This is a genomic window from Janthinobacterium sp. GW822-FHT07A03 (assembly GCF_058798815.1).
In genome coordinates, this window is the sequence record NZ_JBXAKW010000001.1 from 742,521 (window position 1) to 763,037 (window position 20,517).

Below are 20,517 nucleotides of genomic sequence, written 5' to 3' on the forward strand. Positions count from 1 at the left end.
AACAGGCACCAGCTCTTCAGCCATGCTACGGCGTCACGCCATCCAGCGCGCTTTTGGCGACGTTTGCACAATTTGTTGATATTCTGGAGGAACGATTTTTTCGGCAGCGTGTCAATTTGGTATGCCGTCACCCGCTGCAGGGGGCGGGCGCACCGGTTGCCCATTCCACCTTCACCCAGGAAGCAAGGAAGCGCCATGAATAAACAGATCATCCTCAACCTGCCCGTGAAGGACCTGGAGACATCCAGGGCCTTCTTTTCCGCTCTCGGCTTTACCTTCGATACCCGCTTCAGCGGCGAGAGCGCGGCGTTCATGAACATCGTCGACGGCAGCATCCAGGCCATGCTGACGACCGAAGCCTTCTTCCAGTCCCTGATCGGCAAGCCGGTGGCGAATGCGAAGGAAGGCAATGAAGTCGTCATTTGCCTCAGCTGCGAAAGCCGGGAAGAGGTGGACAGCCTGATCGCCAGGGCCGCGGCCGCCGGCGGCCGCATCCCGCATCCGCCCGAGGACCATGGCTTCATGTATGACCAGGGCTTCGAGGATATCGATGGCCACCTGTGGAACCTGGTCTGGACGGCGCCGGAAGCCTGAGGCGCCGGGCAAGGGCAACTGGCCGTATCAGTTCTTCGTGCGCACCTGGCGCACGTGGTTTTCCAGTTCGCTGAACGAGGGGCGTTCCGTGGCGGAAATGACCTTGCGGCCGAATTCCACGGCCAGCGCCGGGGCGTAGCCGTTCAGGCTGGCCAATAGGGTCACTTTCACGCACTGGTACATCTTCGCCGTTTCATGGTGCTTGCGGCGCAGCAAGCTGGCCAGCGGGGCGATGAAGCCGTAGGCCAGCAAAATGCCGATGAAGGTGCCCACCAGCGCCTGTGCGATCAGCACGCCCAGTTCGGCCGGCGGCAAGCCGACGGAAGCCATCGTGTGCACCACGCCCATCACGGCGGCCACGATGCCGAAGGCGGGCATGGCGTCGGCCAGCTGCGAAATCGTCTGGATCGGCATTTCCGCATCCTCGTGGTGCGTCTCGATCTCGTTATCCATCAGGTTTTCGATCTGATAGGCATCCATATTGCCCGACACCATCAGGCGCAGATAATCGGTGATGAATTCCAGGATGTGCTCGTCGCCGAGCGTGTACGGGTATTTCACGAAGATGGGACTGCGGTAAGGGTCGTCGATATCGTCCTCGACCGACATCAGGCCTTCCTTGCGGATCTTGCTGAGGATTTCATACATCAGCCCCATCAGTTCCATGTAGCGCGCCTTCGTGTACTGCGAACCGTGGAACAGGGTGGGTATGGCGGCGAACGTGGCGCGGATGGCCTTGGCGTCGTTGCCGACAAAGAAGGTGCCCAGCGCGGCGCCGCCGATCATCAGCAGTTCCAGCGGCTGGAACAGGGCCGCCAGATGGCCGCCCTGCATGGCGAAGCCGCCGAAGACGGAAAACAGGACGACGAGAAATCCGAGTATGACTAGCAAAACCTACTCCTTCATAATATTGCCATATCGCAATATTGTAGTGTAACCCGATTTGTCTGCATTGGCCGAGTCCGGCTGCAGCTGCTGGCCGAGAAAATTGATAAAAGCGCGCACTTTGGCGGGCAGCTGGTGGCGGCTCGGGTAATAGGCGTACAGGTCGGCCGGCGCCAGCGTGTAATCGGCCAGCACCACGCGCAGGCGGCCGCTGTCGAGGTAGCGCGCCAGGTCCCATTCCGAGCGCAGCAGGATGCCGTGGCCGTCCAGCGCCCAGCCCAGCACCACGTCGCCATCGTTGCTGGCCACGGTGCCGCGCACCTTCACCGTGTGGCTGGCGCGGCCACGGCTCAAACGCCAGATGCCGTAGGCGTCGTCGTTTTGCCGGTGCACGATGCAGCGGTGCTGCGCCAGCTCGTCCGGCGTTTGCGGCGTGCCGTGCGCCTGCAAATAGGCGGGCGAGGCGCACAGGAAGCGCCGGTTCGACATGATCTTGCGCGCCGACAGGCGCGTGTCGGGCAGCTCGCCGAAACGGATGCCCAGGTCGTACGCCTGCTCGACCAGGTTGATGGGGCTGTCCGTCAGCTGCAGCTGCACTTCCAGCTGCGGGTGGCGCAGGGCGAATTGCGACAGCAGGGGCGCGATCACCGTGCGCCCGAAGCCCAGGGTGGCGTTGACGCGCAGCAACCCGCGCGGTTCGGCGCTGCCGCTGGCCAATGACTCTTCCATGGCACGGATATCGTCGAGGATCTGCCGCGCCTGCTGCAGATAGCTTTCGCCATCGCCCGTCAGGCTGATGCGCCGCGTGCTGCGGTTCAGCAGGCGCACGCCCAGGCGCTGCTCCATCAGCACCAATCGCTTGCTGACGGCGGGCGGCGTGATGCCCAGTTCGCGCGCCGTGGCCGACAGGCTGCCCAGCTTGGCCAGCAGCACAAAGAAGGCCATTTCCGTGGTGGCGTCCGTTTTCATGATTGATCTTTCACTTCAAGTGAATAATGCTTTAAATTACAATCGATTATAGGGCTTTGTATCGCGGGTAAGCTGGCGTCACCATTCAAGCACAGGAGAGCCGCATGAAAATCGTCGAGATCCGCGAAAAGACCATCCCCATTTCTTCCCCCATCCGCAACGCCTACATCGATTTCACGAAGATGACCTTGAGCCTGGTGGCCGTCGTCACGGACGTGATGCGCGACGGCAAGCCCGTCGTCGGCTACGGCTTCAATTCGAACGGCCGCTACGGCCAGGGCATGCTGATGCGCGAGCGTTTCATTCCCCGCATCCTCGACGCCGATTCGGCCAGTCTCGTGACGGAGGACGGCGGCAACCTCGATCCGCACAAGGTGTGGGACTGCATGTACACGAATGAAAAGCCGGGCGGCCACGGCGAGCGCTCGGTGGCCATCGGCACCATCGACATGGCCATCTGGGATGCCGTGGCGAAGATCGAGAACAAGCCGCTGTTCCAGCTGCTGGCCGAGCGCCACGGCACGGGTGCGCCCGACAAAAAAGTCTTTGTGTACGCCGCGGGCGGCTATTACTACCCGGGCCAGAGCCTGTCCGCCCTGCAGGACGAGATGCGCAGCTATATCGACCGCGGCTACACGGTGGTCAAGAAAAAGATCGGCGGCGCCTCGCTGGACGAGGACTTGCGCCGCATCGACGCCATCATGGAAGTGCTGCAGGATGGACAGAAGCTGTGCGTGGACGCGAATGGCCGTTTCGACCTCGATACGTCGATCGCCTACGCCAAGGCGCTGCGTGAATATGACCTGTTCTGGTACGAGGAGGCGGGCGATCCGCTCGACTTCGAGCTGCAAGCGACCCTGCGCAGCTATTATGACAAGCCCATGGCGACGGGCGAGAACCTGTTTTCCATGCAGGATGCGCGCAACCTGATCCGCTACGGCGGCATGCGCGCCGACCGCGACTGGCTGCAGTTCGACTGCGCCCTCAGCTACGGCCTGGTGGAGTATTTGCGCACGCTGGACATGCTGCACCAGCACGGCTGGTCGCGCAGCCGCTGCATTCCGCACGGCGGCCACCAGATGTCCTTGAATATCGCGGCGGGCCTGGGCCTGGGCGGCAATGAATCGTATCCTGATTTATTCCAGCCGTTCGGCGGCTTCCCCGACGGCGTGCGCGTCGAAAATGGTCACATCACCATGCCGGACCTGGTTGGCATCGGCTTCGAGGGCAAGGCGAACCTGTATGCGGAAATGCGGGCGCTGAGCGGGCAATAACCTTACTCGCTGCGCTGCCAGAAGCGCAGCTTGTTGCCGAACGGGTCCGCCACTTCCAGGATGCGGCCCCAGTCCTCGTCGCGGATGCCGGGCCGCGCATACGGGTAATCCCTGGCCTGCAGTTCCGCGTGCAGGGCGGCGACGTCATTGACGGGGATCAACAGCGCCGCCCCCGGCGTGGCGTCGCCGTAGTGCTCGGACAGGTGCAGCACCAACTCGCCCCGCGTCACCTGCAGGTACAGCGGCGCCGTGGGCTCGAAGCGATGTTCCCAGTCCAGGGTAAAGCCGAGGAAACCGAGGTAGAACTCGCGCGCCTTTTCTTCCGAGAAGATGCGCAGGATGGGGATGGCAGCATGCATGGCGGTGCTTTCGACAGGTGGCGGTGCCGCCATTCTAGCCGCAGGCCGGCGCCTGGCGCTTCATGCGTGCGGCGGGACTGGCCTTCTCCCAGCGGAACAGCCACATGATAATGAGCTTGGTGGTGGCGCTGACGCAGGCCAGCAGCAGCAATGGCCAGCCCGTCGGCAGGCCCATGACGCAGGCGAAGAAGATGGTGCTGACATCCATCGCCAGGATGAACTGGCTCATCTTTAACGACACGGCGCCCGTCTTGCCCGAGCGCCAGATCAAGCGGATCTGGTGCGCATAGCCCTGCGCCAGCAGCACGGTGACGGCGACGAGCAGGCTTTGCGAGATCACGCGCTTTTCATCGCTGAACGTGGGGCCGAAGGCCAGCCCCGCCACGCCCGCGCCCAGCAGCAGCGCGCAGGCCAGCAGCGCATGGCGCGAGGCCAGGCTGCGGCGGTCGCGCTCGATTTCATACAGGATGGCCAGCGCGATCAGCGAGGCGACCAGGCGGGGCCAGACGATGTAGTGGTTGAACGGCGTGATCGAATAGCCGTAGACGAAGAACGCGCAATACGCGAGGAAGCTGACGGTGAACTGGTTGATCGACAGGATGTCCGTCGTCTGGCCGGCACCGATGCCGGCATCGCGCTTGCGCCGCCAGATTTTTTGCAGCTGCGACCACAGGCCGTACAGGCTGACGACGATGAACAGGGAATTGAGGCTGCCGGCGAGGGTGTAGAGGGAAGGGGCTTGCAAAGGTGTCTCCGGAAATCGGCAAGGCAGCGCTGCGGTGACAGGATACCTTGTCTATACATTTTATTTTTGCAACATGCTCTCATGAAATAAATTGGCAGGCAAGCAATGATTTTTCGGCCGGGCCTGTTGCAGCACTGCTTGCCCGGACGCACCTCTTCCTGCGCTTGCCCGTATAATCGGGGCATGACTTTCTTATCACTGCGTGCCCGCTCCGTGCTGGCCACCTTCGGCAAAATGGCCGTTTCCCTGATTCTCCTGTTGTCTGCACTGTGGGGCGCGCTGGCGCTGTGGTACCAGCTGTCCGGCGGCACGGCGGCGCAAGCCATCGGCGCGCTGCTGTGGGGCGTGCTGGGCGTGGCCAGCATCGCGCTGTGGTGGACGCGCGGCGACGCGCGCGCGCTGCTGCCATATGCGGCCGGTTTCATCCTGCTGCTCGTGTGGTGGAGTTTCATCACGCCGAAGCAGCAGCGCGTGTGGGCCGACGACGTGGCGCGCAATGTGACGGGCACCGTCAAGGGCAATCTCGTCACCCTGGACAATGTGCGCAATTTCGACTGGCGCAGCGATGACGACTACACGGTCAAGTGGGAGCAGCGCAGCTACGACCTCGACGAACTGCGCACGGTGGACACGGCGCTGTCGTACTGGACGGGGCCCTACATCGCGCATACGCTGATCTCGTTCGGCTTCGCCGACGGGCGCTTTCTGACGTTTTCCATCGAGATCCGCAAGGAAAAGGGCGAGAGCTTTTCCGCCATCGGCGGCTTCTTCAAGCATTTCGAGATGAGCCTGATCGCCGCCGACGAGCGCGACATCCTGCGCGTGCGCACGAATGCGCGCGGCGAGGACATGCATCTGTACCGCGTGATGATGCCCAAGGCGGCCATGCGCTCGCTGTTCCTCGCCTACCTGGACGAGGCGCAGGCGCTGAAGGCGCAGCCGCAGTTCTACAACACGCTGACGGCCAATTGCACCACCATCGTCTTCGAGATGGTGCGCCGCATCGTGCCGGGCCTGCCGCTCGATTACCGGCTGCTGGCCTCGGGCTACCTCGACCGCTATCTGTTCGACGTCAAGGGCCTGGTGCCCGGCCAGACCTTCCAGCAGCTGCGTATTGGGGGCCACGTCACGGCGCGCGCGCGGGCGGCGAACGACGATGCGGACTTTTCGCACGCGATCCGGCGCGGCATGCCGGGCTACGATGACGCGGGTTTTCCGGCGCTGCAAATGCCCAAGCAATAATCTACTGTCGCAACGACGCTCAATCAAACCGTAGCGAGCGGAAGGAAGAGGTGGCCGAGAAGCGGAACTGTACGAATAGTACAGTGAGCATCGCAGGCCGCCTATGCCGACGCGCAGTAGGTTTGGTTGGGCGTTAACGGTCATTGCCTTATACTGTCGCTATTCCGACCGGCCGCACATTGCGGCCGGTCTCACTTTACGAATAAAGAAGGCCCGCTATGCCATTTTCCTCCCTGGGTCTGATTCCCGCCCTGGTCCGTGCCGTCGACAAGGCCGGCTATGCCGCGCCGACGGCCATCCAGGCGGCCGCCATTCCCGCCATCCTGCGCGGCAGCGACGTGCTGGGCGCGGCCCAGACGGGCTCCGGCAAGACGGCTGCCTACGCGCTGCCGCTGCTGCAGGCGCTGATGGCGCCCGCTTCCGGCCCGCGCCAGGTGCGCGCGCTGATCCTCGTGCCCACGCGCGAGCTGGCGGCGCAGGTGGGGCAGACGGTGCACGCGCTGGCCAAGCCGCTGCCCGTCAAACTGAAGATTTCCGTGCTGTTCGGCGGCGTGTCGATCAATCCGCAGATGATGGACTTGCGCGGCGGCGCCGATATCGTCGTCGCCACGCCGGGCCGCTTGCTGGACCTGGTGCGGCAAAATGCCGTGAAGCTGGGCGGCGTGTCGCTGTGCGTGCTCGATGAAGCCGACCGCCTGCTGGACATGGGTTTCAGCGAGGAAATCAACGCCATCCTGGCGCTGCTGCCCAAACAGCGGCAAAACCTGTTCTTTTCCGCCACCTTCCCCGACAGCGTGCAGGCGCTGGCCGACAGCCTGCTCCGGGAGCCCGTGCGCATCGAGGTGGCGTCCGAACCGCAGGACAAGCCCGACATCGTGCAGCGCGCCATCACGGTCGACGTGCCGCGCCGCACGCAGCTGCTGCGCTACCTGATCCTGCAGCAGCAGTGGGAGCGGGTGCTGGTATTCGTCGCCACCAAGTACGCGGCCGAACACGTGGCCGACAAGCTGCAGCGCGCGGGCCTGCACGTGGGCGCCTTCCACGGCGAGTTCAGCCAGGGCACGCGCAGCCAGCTGCTGGCCGACTTCAAGGCCTGCCGGCTGCAGGTGCTGGTGGCCACCGACGTGGCCGCGCGCGGCATCGACATCGCCGGCCTGCCCGCCGTCGTCAACTACGACTTGCCCCGTTCTGCCGTCGACTACACGCACCGCATCGGCCGCACGGGCCGCGCCGGCGAAAGCGGCACGGCCATCAGTTTCGTGACGGCCGACACGGAAGCGCATTTCCGCCTGATCGAGAACCGCAACGACTTGCGCATCGTGCGCGAAGTGGTGGCCGGTTTCGAACCGACGGAACTGCCCGCGCCCGCGAACCCCGTCACCGATGCGGTGAACGGCGGCGTGAAGGGTGCGCGCAAGAGCAAGAAGGACAAATTGCGCGAGGCGGCTGCCAAGGCGGCCACAGGTAATTAAATTCGCCTTATGTGCGCTGGCCGCTTGAACGGCCGCGTTTCCCGGACTAAGATTGTGTTTCTATAAAGCAAGGGGACGGGAATGCACATGACATTCATCAAACGCGCGGGCGCTGTGGCCGGCGCGCTGGCGCTGGCCGGTTGCGCCGGCATGGGCGGCAACAGTGACAGCACCGGCATGCAGATGCCGGGCAAAGCGCCGGCCGATGCGGCCGTGGCTGCCACCTGGTACAACCCGCCCAGCGAATTTCCCGGCATTTGCCTGACCCAGTTCAAGGATGGCAGCCTGCGTTTCGACGGCGGCTTCGCCTTCTATAACCCCGGCCGCTGGACGTATGACGCGGCCGCGTCCGAATTGCGCCTGGCGCTGGCGCCGACGCCCTCGCTGGAGCTGTCCCACGCGCAAATCGTGCAGCACCAGAATCTGCTGCGCATCGAGGCAGACAAGAATACGCTGGTATATGCGGTGAAAGCCGACACCAGGGCCATCGGCCTGGGCGGCTTTGTGTTCTACCGCGACACGCCTTGTCCGCCCCGGCGCGGATAAGTGCCGGATAAGTGCCGGATAAGTGCCATGAAGGAATATTTAGTCGTATAATTTCAAGGCAAGCTGGCTGCCGCACAAGACTCGCAAGACTGACTTGCGCGGCAGATTTCCCCCTCCAGGCAAGCTCCGATATCGCCATGGCGATGAGAGGATAGTCCGATGGATTTGCACGACGAGCATGGCATGCCGGGTACTGCGGTGCTGGCGGCGGACGCCGGGCAGCAGGCCGTGGCGCCGCCGCGCACCTTGCTGCTGGTCGACGACGAGCCGAATATCCTCGCTTCCCTGAAGCGCCTGCTGCGGCGCGATGCCTACCATATCCTCACGGCCGGCAGCGGCCAGGAAGGGCTGGAGGTGCTGGCCAGCCATGCCGTCGACGTGATCGTGTCGGACCAGCGCATGCCGGGCATGCTGGGCGCCGATTTCCTGCGCAAGGCCAAGCTGCTGTGCCCGCAAACCATCCGCATCATGCTGTCGGGCTATACCGAATTGCAGGCCGTCACGGACGCCGTCAACGAGGGCGCCATCTTCAAGTTCCTCACCAAGCCCTGGGAAGACCATCAATTGCGCGAACATATCGCCGAAGCCTTTCGCCTGAAGGGCATCGACGACGACAATGTGCGCCTGAATGCGCAACTGCGCGACGCCAACCAGGCGCTGGCGGCGGCCAATGCCGCCATGCAGGTGCTGGTGCGCCAGCAGCAGCACCAGATCAGCCGCGACGAGGTCAGCCTGGGCATCGCGCGCGAATTGCTGCAATTTTTACCCTTGCCCGTGATCGGGCTCGACGAGGACGGCATGATCGCCTTCATCAACGCGGCGGCGGCCAACCTGTTCGAGCGGGGCGCGGCCCTGCTGGGCAACGAGGCGGCGATCGTCTTGCCGCAGCTGTTCGACGGGCAGGGCGCGCCCCGCCTGGCCGCCATCGATGGCCAGCCATATGCCGTGGCGGTCCATCCCATGGGCCTGCATTCGCGCTCGCGCGGCAGCCTGGTCACATTGAGCCGTCATGGAGTGGCTACATGAGTGAAAGCGTGAGTGAGAGCGGACGCGAGATTTCCATGGAGCAAGCGCAGGAAGGCATGGTGCTGGCGCAGGCCTTGAACGACGCCAGCGGCGCCGTGCTGCTGGCCCAGGGCGCCACCCTGACGGCGGCGAACCTGACGGCCTTGCGCAGGCGCAATGTGGAGCGCTGCCATGTCGTCATGGACGAGGCGCCCGACCCCGCCGCGCAGGCGCATGCCGAGCAGGAGCGGGTGCGCCGCCTGGAACGGCTGGCCGTGCTGTTCCGCGCCACGCCGCCCGATTCCGCCGGGGCGGAACTGCTGGCCCTGCTGCAGCGCTACCGGCAAGGGGGCGCGGCATGACACGGCTCAGTTTTGAACACATCATCCGCCAGATACAGGAACTGCCCTCGCTGCCCGTGGTGGTGCTCGAATTGCTGTCGAGTATGGACCAGGACGACACGGACGTGCATGTGCTGGCGCAAAAGATCGAGCTGGACCAGGCTTTGGCGGCGAAGACCTTGCGCATCGCCAATTCCTCGTTCTACGGCATGCAATCGAAGGTCACCAGCATTCCGCAAGCCGTTTCCGTGCTGGGCTTTCACAGCATCCGCACCGTCGTCACGGCCTGCGCCCTGACGGGCAGCTTCGCGCCCGTCAGCGGCGGCTTCGATTTCCAGGCGTTCTGGCGCCACTCGCTGGCCACGGCCATCGCCGCGCGCCTGCTGGCGCCGCACTTGCGCGTCAATCCCGAAACGGCATTCACGGCCGGCCTGCTGCACGACCTGGGTACCCTGGTGCTGGTGACGCGCTTTCCGGCCGAGCACGCACTCGTGCGCAGCCACCGCCAGGCGCAGGACTGCCAGATGGCCGAGGCGGAACTGGCCGTCATCGGTATTGACCATGCGCAAGTGGGCAGCGCCCTGGCCGCGTACTGGAAGTTTCCCGAGGCGATACAGCAGGCGGTGGCCGACCACCATGCCATCGACCGGCTGGAAGGGGGCGGCCTGCCGCTGGCCGTGCACATGGCCAATGCCGTCGCCCTGGCGCTCGACTTGGCCGGCGTCGACGATGCGCTGGTGCCGCCCCTGTCGCCCACGGGCTGGCGCAGCGTCGCCCTGGACGAGCAGGCCTGGCTGGCGCTGCTGGCGCAAACGGAACACACCTTCGATGAAATGTCGCGCATCATGCTGGCATGAACAGGATACAGGCCATGGACACAGACGCAGGACAGGCGCTGCCCGCCACGCCGGAACGCCGCCAGGGAGACTCCATCGCGCTGTCGGCGTTTTTCGACGGCCATCCCGTGGCCACCTTCGCCATCAATACGGAGCACGTGGTGACGCACTGGAACAGCGCCTGCGAGCAGCTGCTGGGCTTTTCGGCCGCCGAGATGGTCGGCACGCGCGACCACTGGAAGGCGTTTTATCCGCAGCCGCGCGCCTGCCTGGCCGACCTGCTGGTGGCCGACGATATCGCGCTCGGTGAAAATGACCTCTACCTTGGCAAGCTGAAGCGCTCCCCCGTGATCCCCGGCGCCTACGAGGCCGAGGATTTCTTTGCCGATATCGGCCCCGACGGCCACTGGCTGCATTTCACGGCGGCGCCCCTGCGCGACCGCCAGGGCCGCCTGGTGGGCGCTATCGAAACCCTGCGCGACGTGAGCGAGCGGCGCCTGGCGGAACTGGCGCTGCGCAAGGCGCACGACAACCTGGAACACCTGGTGGCCAAGCGCACGGCCCAGCTGGCCGAAATGAACGAGCGCCTGGCCGACGATATCCGCCAGCGCCAGATCGCCGATCTGGAATTGCGCGAACGCAACCTTGCCCTGACGGAATTGAACAGCAAGCTGTCGCTGGCCCAGCAAAAGCTGCTGCAGTCGGAAAAGCTGGCCTCGATCGGCCAGCTGGCCGCCGGCGTGGCGCACGAGATCAACAATCCCATCGGCTATGTGTTTTCCAATGTCGGCACCCTGGAAGGCTATCTGGACGACCTGTTCAGCATGCTCGACGCCTACGAGGAAGCCGAGCCGGCCGTCGCCGACCCCGTGGTGGCGGCGCGCCTGCGCGCGCTGCGCGAACAGATCGACCTGGATTTCCTGCGCAGCGACATTCCCATGCTGATGGGTGAGTCGAAGGAAGGCATTGCGCGCGTGCGCCGCATCGTGCAGGACCTGAAGGATTTTTCGCGCACGGATGCGCACCAGGAGTGGGTCTGGGCCGACTTGCGCCAGGGCATCGATACCACGCTCAACATCGTTAACAACGAGGTCAAGTACAAGGCCGACGTGGTGCGCGAATATGGCGACATTCCCGACATCGAATGCCAGCCTTCCGAGCTGAACCAGGTGATCATGAACCTGGTCGTCAACGCGGCCCACGCCATGGGCGAGGCGCGCGGGCGCATCACCCTGCGCACGGGCAGCGACAACGCGACGGAAGTGTGGATCGAGGTCGAGGATACGGGCGGCGGCATCGCGCCCGAACACCTGTCGCGCATCTTCGACCCGTTCTTCACCACCAAGGCCGTCGGCAAGGGCACGGGGCTGGGCCTGTCGCTGGCCTACACGACGGTGCAGAAACACCATGGCCGCATCGACGTGCGCAGCGTCATCGGCCGCGGCACCACCTTCCGCATCACCTTGCCCGTGCGCCAGGCGCAGGCCGTCGCACCATGACCGAACAGGACAGCATGAGCACAACTACCAGCGCCAGCACCGCGGCCGCGCCGCCCACCATCCTGTGCGTCGACGACGAACCGAATATCCTGTCGTCGCTGCGGCGGCTGTTCCGCCCGCACGGCTACCGCGTGCTGACGGCCGACGGCGGCGCGGCCGGCCTGGCCCTGCTCGAGAGCGAGACGGTGGACCTGGTCATTTCCGACATGCGCATGCCGCACATGGATGGCGCGCAGTTCCTGGCCCAGGTGCGCCAGCGCTGGCCCGGCACCATCCGCCTGCTGCTGACGGGCTATGCCGACATCCAGTCCATCCTCGACGCCATCAACCAGGGCGAGATCTACCGCTACGTGACCAAGCCGTGGGACGAGAACGATATCGTGCTGGTGGTGCGCCACGCGCTGGAACGGCGCGCGCTGGAACAGGAAAAGCGGCGCCTGGAAGCGCTGACGGCCAGCCAGAACGTGGAGCTGCAGGCGCTCAATGCCAGCCTGGAAGCGAAGGTGGCCACGCGCACGCAGCAGCTGAAGCAGTCGCACGACGAGGTGCAGGCGGCCAACGAGCGCCTGAAGGCCACGTTCGTGACGACCATCAAGGTGTTTTCCAACCTGATCGAAATGCGCGGCGGCAAGCTGGCCGGCCATGCGCGGCGGGTGGCCGAGCTGTCGCGCAAGCTGGCGCAGGCGCTGGGCCTGGAAGGGCAGGAGGCGCGCGACGTGTTCATCGCGGCCCTGCTCAAGGATATCGGCAAGCTCAGTCTGAGCGACGACGTGCTGGAACTGCCGGCCAGCGCCTGGACGGGCGAGCAGCTGGCCGCCTTCCGCAAGCATCCGCTGCGCGCCGAACAGCTGCTGATGGCGCTCGACGAGCTGCGCGCCGTCTCCGTCATCCTGCGCTCGCAGCTGGAGCGCTTCGACGGCGGCGGTTTTCCCGATGGCCTGGTGGGCCTGGCCATTCCCATGGGCGCGCGCATCCTGGCGCTGGCGTCCGACTACGACGGCTTGCAGATCGGCGCCATGGTGCAGCGCAGCCTGCGCGCCGAGGAGGCGCGCACCCTGATCTACGACAGCGTCGGCAAGCGCTACGACCCGGCCGTGGTGGCCGCTTTCCGCAGCATCATGGAGGAGACGGAGCCGCCGGCGCGCGACCTGACCGTGCTGTCGGGCCAGCTGGAGCCGGGCATGACGCTGTCGCGCGACCTGATCAGCCGCGACGGCCTGATGCTGCTGGCGGCCGAACACGTGCTGACGGCCCGCGTGATCGCCCAGCTGCTCGATTTCGAAGGCAAGAATGGCGGACGCCTGAGCATCCGCGTGTACGCGCCCGTCAAGGAAGCCTAGGGCGCTGCCTGGGCCGCGGGCGGCGCAACGGGCAGGTGCACGGTAAAGCGCGTGCCCTGGCCCACTTCCGACGCCACCTCGATGCGGCCGCCGTGCTTGTTGACGATGCCGTACGAGAGCGACAGGCCCAGGCCCGTGCCGCTGCCCACGGCCTTGGTGGTGAAGAACGGCTCGAAGATGCGGTTCAGGTGCTCGGGCGCGATGCCGGCGCCCGTGTCGCCGATTTCCACCCACACCCAGTCGCCCGCGTGGCCCGTGCGGATGCTGATCACCCCATCGCTGCTGATGGCCTGGCCCGCGTTGACGAGCAGGTTCATGAACACCTGGTTCAGCTGCGAGGCCAGGCACAGTATCTGCGGCAGCTCGCCATAGTGCTTCTCGATGCGCGCCTTGTATTTCAATTCGTTGGCGACGATATTCAGGGTGCTGTCCAGGCCCGCGTGCAGGCTGGCCACTTGCCAGTCCGTCTCGCCCACGTGGGAAAAATCCTTCAGCGCCTGCACGATGTCGCGCACGCGTTTCAAGCCATCCATCGACTCGCGCACCAGGTCGCCGATGTCGTCCTGCAGGAAGGCCAGGTCGGCCTGCGCGCGCACCTGGGTCACTCTGTCGGCCAGGGCCGGGCCGTCGGGCGGCTCGCGCATCGCCGCTTCATACTGGGCGATGACGTCGAACAGGGTGCCGACATAGGCTTGCAGCGAACTCATGTTGGAGTTGACGAAACCGATCGGGTTGTTGATTTCATGCGCGATGCCGGCCGCCAGCTGGCCGATGGACGCCATCTTTTCCGATTGCAGCAGCTGGTCGTGCGCTTCCTGCAACTTGCTGATCAGTAGTTGCTGCTCCTCGCCGCGCGCCTGCAGCATCGCTTCCATGCGCTTGCGCTCGGTGATGTCCGTGAGCGAGCCGATCACCTCGAACGGCACGCCGTGCTCGTCGCGCACCAGGCGCAGGCTGTCGTGCATCCACAGGTAGCTGCCGTCGCGCACGCGGAAACGGTATTCATAGGCGCGCGCGCCTTCGACGAAGATCTGCGCCAGGCTGGAAAAGATGCCGGGCGCATCGTCGGGGTGGATGTGGTCGAACCAGAAATTCGGGTCGGCCACCATTTCCTCGGGCTGGTAGCCCAGCACGTTCAGGGCATTGTTGCTGACAAAGGTCATCTTGAAGTCGCCGCTGGGCACGGTGCAATAGATGATGGAGGGGGTATTGTCGAGCAGGTATTGCAGGCGCACGGCCGTGGCCGCCGACTCTTCGTCGCCAGGCGCCGCCCCGGCATGCCGGCCGGTATCGGGGGTGGAAAGGTCGAAATCCTCGAACTGCATCGTCACACCTCGCTGCCTGCACGGCATAGCTGTCATCCTGGCTGAATTATGCCTGACTATGCCTGATTCTGTCTGCCTTGGGCCGCCATCGGCGCGCTCAGGGGGCCGGCGGCTGCTCGACGATCGCCATGCGCCGCGCGATGCGCTGCGCCGCTTGCGTGTCGCCCGCCTGTTCGGCGCGCAGGCGCTGCACGCCCAGCCAGGCCAGCAGCGGGCGGCGCCAGCCCTGGTCCGAGGCGGTGGCGACGGCCGTGTCGAGCAATTCCGGCGTGGCGCGGCCCGAGCGCAGCAGCACGCCGGCCGCCACCAGCTGCGACAGCGGTTCCTTGATGGCCGCCACGGCGCTGGCGGCGGCCGTGTCGGAGCCGGCACCTGCTGCCGCCCGCTGCGTTTCCGGCAGCAGGGCGACGTCGGCCCCTTGCGCCTTGCCGGCCAGCCAGGCGGCATACGCGCGGTCGGCGTCGTTCGCGTCCGCTTGCAGGGCATCGAAGCCCCCGCAGTCCTCGAAGGCCAGGCTGGCCACGCGCGCGGCGCAGCGCAGCAGTTCGATGCGCGCCACCAGTTCGAGCTTGCCCGTGCCGGCCACCTGGCTGCGGGCGCGGCGGAATTCCGTTTGCTCGACGAGGGTGTTGCCGCTCAGGTAAGCCGCTTGAAAACGTTCGACGGAACTTTGCGCATTCATCTTCCAGTCGGGCACGGGCGGGCCGCTGGAACAGGCGCCGAGCGCCGTCACAAGCAGGGCAGGCAAGAAGAACTTGATATTTATCATGGCAGTTTGATCTCCGGATTGCGCTTGAACGGCCATTTGCGGTTGATTTCATTGACCAGCTGCTCGACCTTGCGCAGATTGCTTTCCACGTCCGCGCGCAGCGGGCCCAGGTCGGCTGTGGCCGCCCTGGCGTTGGCGCCCACGGCTTGCGCCTCGACCAGCACGGCGTCGACTTTTTTCAGGCTGGCGCGCGTGTCGGCCAGCAGCGCGTTCAGCTGCACGATGGTGGCCTGCGCATCCGTCATGACGCCCTTGTCGCCGAACACGCGCGTATCGGCATTGGCCACCAGGCCATCCGTGCGGCGCGCCAGCTGGTCCGCTGTCACCAGCAGGGCGTTGGCCCGCTCGACCAGCAGGCGCGACTGCTTGTCGTCGCCCGTCAGCAAGCCCATGGCGCCGCCCGGGCCGCTCAGCTTGCCCGTCACGGCTTGCACATTGCGCAAGGTGCCGTCGAGGGCGGAATCGCTGCCCGTCAGGCTGGCCACGTTGTTGAGCAAATCCTTCGCGGCGGCCAGCAGGCGGGGGATTTCCGCCGCCATGTCGCCCACCAGCAAGTCGCGCGTGGCGTCGTCGGGCAGCGGCGGGTCCGTCAGGATGCCGCTGTAGGCGCGCAGCTTGGCGCCGCCCACGATGCCCCGTTCCAGGGTGAAGATGGAGCTGCTGCGCAGCCAGTGCGCATCCTTGCGCGGCACGTCGACGATGACGCGCGCGCGGCCGTCCGGCGCCAGCTCGATGCGCTGCACGCGGCCGATGGGAAAGCCGGAAAAGGTCAGGTCGGCGCCCACGCCCACGCCGTCGGAATCGTCGGCCGTCAGCACCAGGGTTTGCGTTGCCTCAAAGGCGCCGCGTGCATACATCAGGTAGACGACGGAGCCGACCACCAGCACGAACATGAAGATGAGCAGGATGGCCGCCTTCAGTTCGGCGTGGCGCACGGGCGGCGGCGCGGGCAATACGGCGTCTGGCGTGAGACCGGCGGGCGCCGTGACGTCGACCTGGTCGGGATTTTGCGGTTGGCTCATGGCTTCTGGCTCTCGTATGGGTGGTTCGGGATCGCTGGCGGTGGCGGGCGGGGCATCAGTAGTAATTGCCCATCAGCGAAGCCACTTCGACCAGCAGGATGACGGAAAACAGGCGCAGCATTTCGGACAGGCCGTGTGCGGCCCACAGGCGGTTGCGCCGGCCGTGCGGCTCTTCCGGGTAGTACGAGGAGGCCAGCGGAATCAGGGCCACGGCAAAGCTGAAGAAGATGACCTTGAGCATCAGGATCAGCGCCACGGCCGGATTGAAGATTTGCCCCACCACGCGCGTGTAGCCTTGCAGCGCCCACGGCGTGAAACCGTAGATGGTGAGGTAGGCGAGGATCAGCGAGGTGACGCAGCTGACGATGGCCAGCATCCACACGGCGAAGATGCCGGACATAACGCGTGGAAAGTATTCGCGGCGCAGCAGGTCGACGCCCTGGCGCTGCATGGTGTCGAGCATGCCGGACGAACGCATTTGCGCAAACGCAATGCCGTCGGGCAGGGTCAGGCGCAGGGCCACGAACAGGGCGGCCGTCAGCGGGATCAGTTCCAGCACCAGCACGCGCACCACCATTTCCAGCGCATAGCGCGACAGGCCGTAGCTTTGCGCGCTGACGACGACGATGCGTATCAGCACCAGGCTGACCAGTGCGCAGGCGACGCTGAACCACACGAGGTTGGGCGCCGTGTTCGTCACCAGCCGGTGCGCGAGGATGGGGCGGTTGTCGCGGTTGTAGCTCGACGGCGACAGGGCCAGCGAAAACACGAGGATGGCGAAATGCAGCATGCGCCACCAGCTGACCAGCCAGGCCATGGTGGCCCGGTGCAGGCGGCGCAGGCTGATGATGAGGGAGACGGATAGGGTCATCATGGCATCTTAACATTGCATGCGTTCGATACAAGCGATTGTGCAGCAGTGCGGCCGTGGCTGGCAGCCTTGCTATTGACCGGCCACGCTGGCAATGATGGCGTCGGCCGCCGCGCGCACGCGGGCCGAGCGGTTCAGGTCCGCGTGCATGACCAGCCATACGTCGTAGCTTTCCGCCCGCTCGGGCCAGATGCGCACGAGCTGCGGGTCGATGTCGCCCAGGTGGGTGGCCAGCTCGGCAACGCCCAGCCCGGCGCGCGTGGCTTCCTGCAGCATGGCCGCCGAATTGACTTCCATGGCGACCCGGGCGTTGGCGACGGGTTCGCCGGCGATTTTCTCTCCATGACGGGGCGTCACGGACTGGTGGTAGATGACGATGTCGTGGCCGGCCAGCGCCGTGCCGCGCACGGGTTCGCCCCGTTCCGCCAGATAGGTTTTCGACGCATACAGGCCCAGGCTGCGCTTGACCAGGTGGCGCGAAATGAGGTCCGGGTCGGTGGGGCGCACGCCGCGTACGGCCAGGTCCGCTTCGCGCCGCGTCAGGCTGGCCAGCGCGGGCGCCACGTTGAGCACGATGCGGATGTCCGGGTGGGCCGCGTGCAGCCGCTGCATGGCGCGGATGACGAAATGGCTGGCCATGGTGTCCGTGGTGGCCACCCGCACCAGGCCGCTTAAACGGGTGTCGACGCCCTGCATCTCGCGCTGCAGCTTGTCGGCCGCCCGCTCCATCGCTTCGGCGGCCGTCAGCGCCAGCTCGCCGGCCGGCGTGGGCACGTAGCCCGACGGCGTGCGCAGGAACAGGGTGGCGCCCAGCGAGCTTTCCAGCGCGGCCAGGCGGCGCCCGCACGTGGCCTGGTCGATGCACAGCAGGGCGGCCGCGCCGCGCAGGGTGCCAGCCCGGCCGATGGCCAGAAAGATGCGCGCGTTATCCCAATCCAAGCTGCTTCTCCTATTGCATATGGCGATGCATTTTTGCATCAAGGTGCCGAGTTTATGCCTGTTTACTGCATCGTGCAACGCTCGCATAATGGCGGCCCCGCTGTCCCTGCAAGGAAATATCATGATTGCCCCCACACCGCGCCGCGCCAGCGGCTTGATCCTGCTGACCCTGGCCTTCGGCTTCGTCATGGCGATGCTCGACGTCACGGCCGTCAACGTGGCGCTGTCCGATATTGCGCTGGACTTGCATATTCCGCTGACGGGCCTGGTCTGGGTGGTCGATGGCTACACCTTGACGTTCGCCGCGCTGCTGCTGGCCGGCGGCGCGCTGGCCGACCGTTACGGGCCGAAAGCCGTGTACCAGGGCGGTCTCGGCGTCTTCATCCTCGGCTCGGTATTGTGCGGCGCCGCGCCCGACGGGCATTTCCTCACGGCGGCGCGCCTGCTGCAGGGCGCGGGCGCGGCCCTGTTCATGCCCAGTTCGCTCAGCCTGCTGACGCACAGCTTCGAAGACGAGCGCGAACGCACGCGCATGCTGGGCGCCTGGTCGGCGCTGGTGGGCGTGGCCGGCGCTTCCGGCCCCCTGATCGGCGGCATCCTCGTGCACCAGTTCGGCTGGCGCAGCGTCTTCTGGGTCAACGTGCCGCTGGGCGTGCTGGCCATCGTCATGGCGCAGCTGCTGCTGGTGGCGCCGGCGCGCCAGCCGCGCGATCTGTCGCTGTTCAGCCATGCGCTGGGCGTGGCGGCGCTGGCGGGCCTGAGTTTCGTGCTGATCGAAGGGCCCGTGCTGGGCTGGCTGTCGCCCGGCGTGCTGGCGGCGGGCGCATTGACGCTGCTGTCGGCCTGGCAACTGCTGCGGCGCGAGCGCAGCGGCAGTCATCCGCTGTTGCCGCGTGAACTGTTTCACAGCAGCAGTTTCGGCGCGGCCAATGGCGTGGGTTTTTTGATCAATTTCTGCGTGTTCGGCCAGCTGTTTTTATTGAGCCTGTTTTTGCAGCAATCGGGCGGCGCCGATGCCCTGCAGTCGGGCTTGCGCCTGCTGCCCATGATGGCGGCCTATACGGTGGGCAATTTCATGGCGGGCGGTATCGCGGCGCGTCATGGCACGCGCTTGCCCATGCTGGCCGGCTTGCTGGTGGGCGCCGGGATGGCCTTGCTGCTGATGGGCTTGCGTCCGGGCACGCCGTATGGCTGGCTGGCGCTGGGCACGGCCGTCATGAACGTGGCCATCGGCATCGCCATTCCCGCCATGACGGCCACCGTGATGCGGGTGGCCGGCAAACAGCATGCGAACAGCGCGGCGGCCGCCCTGAATGCGAACCGCCAGATCGGCGCGCTGGTGGGCGTGGCGCTGATCGGCAGCATCCTGCATATGTTGCCCGACTGGTCGCTGCGCTTGCCGCTGGCCTACGCGACGATTGCCGCCGCGTATGGCCTGGCGGCGGGCCTCGTGTACCGGCACGTGCATGTGCCGAAGGCCGTGGCCGCCGTCTGAAGCAGGCTTATTGTCCGCGCGTGCTGCGCCATTCCACCAGTTCTTCGATGGTGAGGATCGGCATGCCGTGCAGTTCGGCGAAGCGCTCGATATCGTCGCCGCGCATCATGGTGCCGTCCGGATTCATCAGCTCGCACAGCACGGCGGCCGGATTCAGGCCTGCCATGCGCGACAGGTCCACGGAGCCTTCCGTGTGGCCACGGCGCTCGAGCACGCCGCCGGGCGCGGCGCGCAGGGGGAAGACGTGGCCGGGGCGCACCAGGTCGGCCGGCTTGGCATTCGGCGCGATGGCGGCGCGGATGGTGGTGACGCGGTCGGCGGCCGACACGCCCGTCGTGACGCCGTCGCGCGCCTCGATGGAGACGGTAAACGGCGTGCCGTAGCGGCTGCCGTTATCGGACGACATGGGCGGCAATTCCAGCTTGCTGACGACGTCCGTGGGCAGGCACAGGCAGACGATGCCGCTGCATTCGCGGATCAGCAAAGCCATGGTTTCGTGCGTGAGTTTCTCGGCCGACAGGATCAGGTCGGCTTCGTTTTCACGGTCGAAATCGTCGAGCAGGATGACGGGAATGCCGGCGCGCATGGCGGCCAGGGCGGACTGGATGCGACCTTCCAGGTCGTTGGAAAGCAGGGTATAGCTGTTGACTAACATGGTGAAACGCTCCTCGCATAGGCGAAAAACGCTGCAGGGCAAGCGAATAGACGCAACTGGCCGCATCGCCGTGGCGATGGGACATCACACTACTGCACATCTTCTTTCATCCGGACTATACCGTCGGCTCTGGAGTCACACCAGATCTGCTGACCTCGCCAGGCGGTGCCCGGAAAGCGCTCGCGGGCTTGACCGTTGCCGGTCTTACCGCCGGTGGGGAATCGCACCCCGCCCCGAAGACGTATTGTTGTGCCGGTCCACATGACCGGCGGCAATACTTTAGCACAGATGAAAAAAACGGGCAGGGCACCGTTGAGTTTGTTATTCGGCAAAG

General features: G+C 65.7%; 21 protein-coding genes and 1 riboswitch. Of the genes, 11 read left to right on the plus strand and 10 right to left on the minus strand.

Annotated elements, in window-relative coordinates; genetic code table 11:
- The first annotated feature begins 195 nt into the window (after positions 1-195).
- The gene (locus tag AC1RJW_RS03430) at positions 196-594 is read left to right on the plus strand and encodes a VOC family protein (protein ID WP_493043449.1); all 399 of its coding nucleotides are present in this window, start codon (positions 196-198) and stop codon (positions 592-594) included.
- Positions 595-621: 27 nt separating this feature from the next.
- On the opposite strand, the gene motA is transcribed toward AC1RJW_RS03430, so the two are convergent.
- Positions 622-1,485 carry a flagellar motor stator protein MotA gene (gene motA, locus AC1RJW_RS03435; RefSeq protein WP_077406831.1) on the minus strand — a complete coding sequence of 288 codons (864 nt, stop codon included), beginning with the start codon at positions 1,483-1,485 and terminating at the stop codon, positions 622-624.
- Between the two features lie 3 nt (positions 1,486-1,488).
- The gene (locus AC1RJW_RS03440) at positions 1,489-2,448 is read right to left on the minus strand and encodes a LysR family transcriptional regulator (RefSeq protein WP_493043451.1); all 960 of its coding nucleotides are present in this window, start codon (positions 2,446-2,448) and stop codon (positions 1,489-1,491) included.
- 104 nt (positions 2,449-2,552) lie between these two features.
- On the opposite strand from AC1RJW_RS03440, the gene AC1RJW_RS03445 reads away from it, so the two are divergent.
- Positions 2,553-3,722, plus strand: coding sequence for a mandelate racemase/muconate lactonizing enzyme family protein (locus AC1RJW_RS03445; RefSeq protein WP_493043453.1), 1,170 nt, complete (start codon positions 2,553-2,555; stop codon positions 3,720-3,722).
- A 2-nt stretch (positions 3,723-3,724) separates the two neighbouring features.
- Here the strand turns inward: AC1RJW_RS03445 and AC1RJW_RS03450 are convergent, their stop codons facing one another.
- Together AC1RJW_RS03450 and AC1RJW_RS03455 are read right to left on the minus strand one after the other, a co-directional pair.
- Positions 3,725-4,081, minus strand: a complete 357-nt coding sequence (locus AC1RJW_RS03450; RefSeq protein WP_493043455.1) for a glyoxalase superfamily protein — start codon at positions 4,079-4,081, stop codon at positions 3,725-3,727.
- A gap of 34 nt (positions 4,082-4,115) precedes the next feature.
- Positions 4,116-4,826: a hypothetical protein gene (locus tag AC1RJW_RS03455; RefSeq protein ID WP_493043457.1), complete on the minus strand. Its 711-nt coding sequence runs from the start codon at positions 4,824-4,826 to the stop codon at positions 4,116-4,118.
- Positions 4,827-5,009: 183 nt separating this feature from the next.
- On the opposite strand from AC1RJW_RS03455, the gene AC1RJW_RS03460 reads away from it, so the two are divergent.
- The 8 genes from AC1RJW_RS03460 (at position 5,010) to nosR (ending at position 13,107) form a co-directional block, all read left to right on the plus strand.
- Entirely contained in the window at positions 5,010-6,068 is a 1,059-nt protein-coding gene (locus AC1RJW_RS03460) for an Lnb N-terminal periplasmic domain-containing protein (protein ID WP_493043459.1), read from the plus strand.
- A gap of 218 nt (positions 6,069-6,286) precedes the next feature.
- The gene (locus tag AC1RJW_RS03465; protein WP_493043461.1) at positions 6,287-7,540 is read left to right on the plus strand and encodes a DEAD/DEAH box helicase; all 1,254 of its coding nucleotides are present in this window, start codon (positions 6,287-6,289) and stop codon (positions 7,538-7,540) included.
- Between the two features lie 87 nt (positions 7,541-7,627).
- Complete coding sequence (locus tag AC1RJW_RS03470; RefSeq protein WP_493043463.1) at positions 7,628-8,086, plus strand: hypothetical protein; 459 nt, start codon at positions 7,628-7,630, stop codon at positions 8,084-8,086.
- Between the two features lie 159 nt (positions 8,087-8,245).
- A complete protein-coding gene (locus tag AC1RJW_RS03475) occupies positions 8,246-9,112 on the plus strand; it encodes a response regulator (protein WP_493043465.1) in 867 nt (288 codons plus the stop codon).
- Entirely contained in the window at positions 9,109-9,453 is a 345-nt protein-coding gene (locus AC1RJW_RS03480) for a hypothetical protein (RefSeq protein ID WP_493043467.1), read from the plus strand. The genes AC1RJW_RS03475 and AC1RJW_RS03480 overlap by 4 nt, the downstream gene beginning before the upstream one ends.
- Positions 9,450-10,289, plus strand: a complete 840-nt coding sequence (locus tag AC1RJW_RS03485) for an HDOD domain-containing protein (RefSeq protein WP_493043469.1) — start codon at positions 9,450-9,452, stop codon at positions 10,287-10,289. The genes AC1RJW_RS03480 and AC1RJW_RS03485 overlap by 4 nt, the downstream gene beginning before the upstream one ends.
- Positions 10,290-10,303: 14 nt before the next feature.
- Positions 10,304-11,767 carry an ATP-binding protein gene (locus AC1RJW_RS03490; protein WP_493043471.1) on the plus strand — a complete coding sequence of 488 codons (1,464 nt, stop codon included), beginning with the start codon at positions 10,304-10,306 and terminating at the stop codon, positions 11,765-11,767.
- Positions 11,768-11,781: 14 nt separating this feature from the next.
- A complete protein-coding gene (gene nosR / locus AC1RJW_RS03495; RefSeq protein WP_493043472.1) occupies positions 11,782-13,107 on the plus strand; it encodes a response regulator c-di-GMP phosphodiesterase, NosR family in 1,326 nt (441 codons plus the stop codon).
- Here nosR and AC1RJW_RS03500 read toward each other — a convergent pair.
- The 5 genes from AC1RJW_RS03500 to AC1RJW_RS03520 form a co-directional block, all read right to left on the minus strand.
- Positions 13,104-14,432, minus strand: a complete 1,329-nt coding sequence (locus AC1RJW_RS03500; protein ID WP_493044200.1) for an ATP-binding protein — start codon at positions 14,430-14,432, stop codon at positions 13,104-13,106. The two genes, nosR and AC1RJW_RS03500, sit on opposite strands and share 4 nt — an antisense overlap.
- A gap of 97 nt (positions 14,433-14,529) precedes the next feature.
- A complete protein-coding gene (locus AC1RJW_RS03505; protein WP_493043474.1) occupies positions 14,530-15,201 on the minus strand; it encodes a hypothetical protein in 672 nt (223 codons plus the stop codon).
- Positions 15,198-16,223 carry an MlaD family protein gene (locus AC1RJW_RS03510; RefSeq protein ID WP_493043476.1) on the minus strand — a complete coding sequence of 342 codons (1,026 nt, stop codon included), beginning with the start codon at positions 16,221-16,223 and terminating at the stop codon, positions 15,198-15,200. The genes AC1RJW_RS03505 and AC1RJW_RS03510 overlap by 4 nt, the downstream gene beginning before the upstream one ends.
- A gap of 55 nt (positions 16,224-16,278) precedes the next feature.
- A complete protein-coding gene (locus tag AC1RJW_RS03515; protein ID WP_326459428.1) occupies positions 16,279-17,094 on the minus strand; it encodes an MlaE family ABC transporter permease in 816 nt (271 codons plus the stop codon).
- Between the two features lie 72 nt (positions 17,095-17,166).
- A complete protein-coding gene (locus AC1RJW_RS03520; RefSeq protein WP_493043478.1) occupies positions 17,167-18,033 on the minus strand; it encodes a LysR family transcriptional regulator in 867 nt (288 codons plus the stop codon).
- A 121-nt stretch (positions 18,034-18,154) separates the two neighbouring features.
- On the opposite strand from AC1RJW_RS03520, the gene AC1RJW_RS03525 reads away from it, so the two are divergent.
- Positions 18,155-19,528 carry an MFS transporter gene (locus tag AC1RJW_RS03525; RefSeq protein ID WP_493043480.1) on the plus strand — a complete coding sequence of 458 codons (1,374 nt, stop codon included), beginning with the start codon at positions 18,155-18,157 and terminating at the stop codon, positions 19,526-19,528.
- A gap of 7 nt (positions 19,529-19,535) precedes the next feature.
- Here AC1RJW_RS03525 and ribB read toward each other — a convergent pair whose 3' ends face one another.
- Complete coding sequence (gene ribB, locus AC1RJW_RS03530) at positions 19,536-20,183, minus strand: 3,4-dihydroxy-2-butanone-4-phosphate synthase (protein WP_493043482.1); 648 nt, start codon at positions 20,181-20,183, stop codon at positions 19,536-19,538.
- A gap of 94 nt (positions 20,184-20,277) precedes the next feature.
- Positions 20,278-20,428, minus strand: a riboswitch (FMN riboswitch).
- Positions 20,429-20,517 lie beyond the last annotated feature (89 nt).

Coding starts and splice junctions, on each gene's coding strand:
- AC1RJW_RS03430 (WP_493043449.1), top strand. CDS start 196: ATGAATAAACAGATCATCCTCAACCTGCCCGTGAAGGACCTGGAGACA.
- AC1RJW_RS03440 (WP_493043451.1), bottom strand. CDS start 2,448: ATGAAAACGGACGCCACCACGGAAATGGCCTTCTTTGTGCTGCTGGCC.
- AC1RJW_RS03445 (WP_493043453.1), top strand. CDS start 2,553: ATGAAAATCGTCGAGATCCGCGAAAAGACCATCCCCATTTCTTCCCCC.
- AC1RJW_RS03450 (WP_493043455.1), bottom strand. CDS start 4,081: ATGCATGCTGCCATCCCCATCCTGCGCATCTTCTCGGAAGAAAAGGCG.
- AC1RJW_RS03460 (WP_493043459.1), top strand. CDS start 5,010: ATGACTTTCTTATCACTGCGTGCCCGCTCCGTGCTGGCCACCTTCGGC.
- AC1RJW_RS03465 (WP_493043461.1), top strand. CDS start 6,287: ATGCCATTTTCCTCCCTGGGTCTGATTCCCGCCCTGGTCCGTGCCGTC.
- AC1RJW_RS03470 (WP_493043463.1), top strand. CDS start 7,628: ATGACATTCATCAAACGCGCGGGCGCTGTGGCCGGCGCGCTGGCGCTG.
- AC1RJW_RS03475 (WP_493043465.1), top strand. CDS start 8,246: ATGGATTTGCACGACGAGCATGGCATGCCGGGTACTGCGGTGCTGGCG.
- AC1RJW_RS03480 (WP_493043467.1), top strand. CDS start 9,109: ATGAGTGAAAGCGTGAGTGAGAGCGGACGCGAGATTTCCATGGAGCAA.
- AC1RJW_RS03485 (WP_493043469.1), top strand. CDS start 9,450: ATGACACGGCTCAGTTTTGAACACATCATCCGCCAGATACAGGAACTG.
- AC1RJW_RS03490 (WP_493043471.1), top strand. CDS start 10,304: ATGGACACAGACGCAGGACAGGCGCTGCCCGCCACGCCGGAACGCCGC.
- nosR (WP_493043472.1), top strand. CDS start 11,782: ATGAGCACAACTACCAGCGCCAGCACCGCGGCCGCGCCGCCCACCATC.
- AC1RJW_RS03500 (WP_493044200.1), bottom strand. CDS start 14,432: ATGCAGTTCGAGGATTTCGACCTTTCCACCCCCGATACCGGCCGGCAT.
- AC1RJW_RS03505 (WP_493043474.1), bottom strand. CDS start 15,201: ATGATAAATATCAAGTTCTTCTTGCCTGCCCTGCTTGTGACGGCGCTC.
- AC1RJW_RS03510 (WP_493043476.1), bottom strand. CDS start 16,223: ATGAGCCAACCGCAAAATCCCGACCAGGTCGACGTCACGGCGCCCGCC.
- AC1RJW_RS03515 (WP_326459428.1), bottom strand. CDS start 17,094: ATGACCCTATCCGTCTCCCTCATCATCAGCCTGCGCCGCCTGCACCGG.
- AC1RJW_RS03525 (WP_493043480.1), top strand. CDS start 18,155: ATGATTGCCCCCACACCGCGCCGCGCCAGCGGCTTGATCCTGCTGACC.
- ribB (WP_493043482.1), bottom strand. CDS start 20,183: ATGTTAGTCAACAGCTATACCCTGCTTTCCAACGACCTGGAAGGTCGC.